The following is a 308-nucleotide window of genomic DNA, read 5'->3' on the forward strand; positions in this document are numbered from 1 at the left end:
TACTTCGTGTCCAAGGCCAACTCTGGCGGCAATTGGCCGTCCGAGCCCACCGAGCTGAACGTGCCCTTCGCGGCAACGATTACGGTCATCCTGATCAGTTCTTCGTTCACTGCTCAGTGGGGCGTCTTCGCAGCGGAGAGGGGTGACGTCTTCGCGCTACGCAAGTGGTACGCACTGTCCGCGCTGCTGGGAACTATCTTCCTCATCGGCCAGGGCTACGATCGCAATTCCATTGACTAACAAATAAGGGAACAAGATGGATATCAACTCCACCAACGCAACCACGGAGCAAGCCTCCAGTGGTTCGA

The 308-nt window shown here is 56.8% G+C and carries 1 pseudogene; it reads left to right on the top strand.

Features of this window, described 5'->3' with window-relative positions:
- Positions 1–240 (top strand): annotated as a pseudogene (locus CYJ76_RS13015) (aa3-type cytochrome oxidase subunit III); the annotation flags it as partial.
- Between the last annotated feature and the right edge of the window lie 68 nt (positions 241–308).

Origin of the sequence: Kytococcus schroeteri (assembly GCF_002847825.1) — a bacterium.
Classification (GTDB): Bacteria; Actinomycetota; Actinomycetes; order Actinomycetales; family Dermatophilaceae; genus Kytococcus; species Kytococcus schroeteri.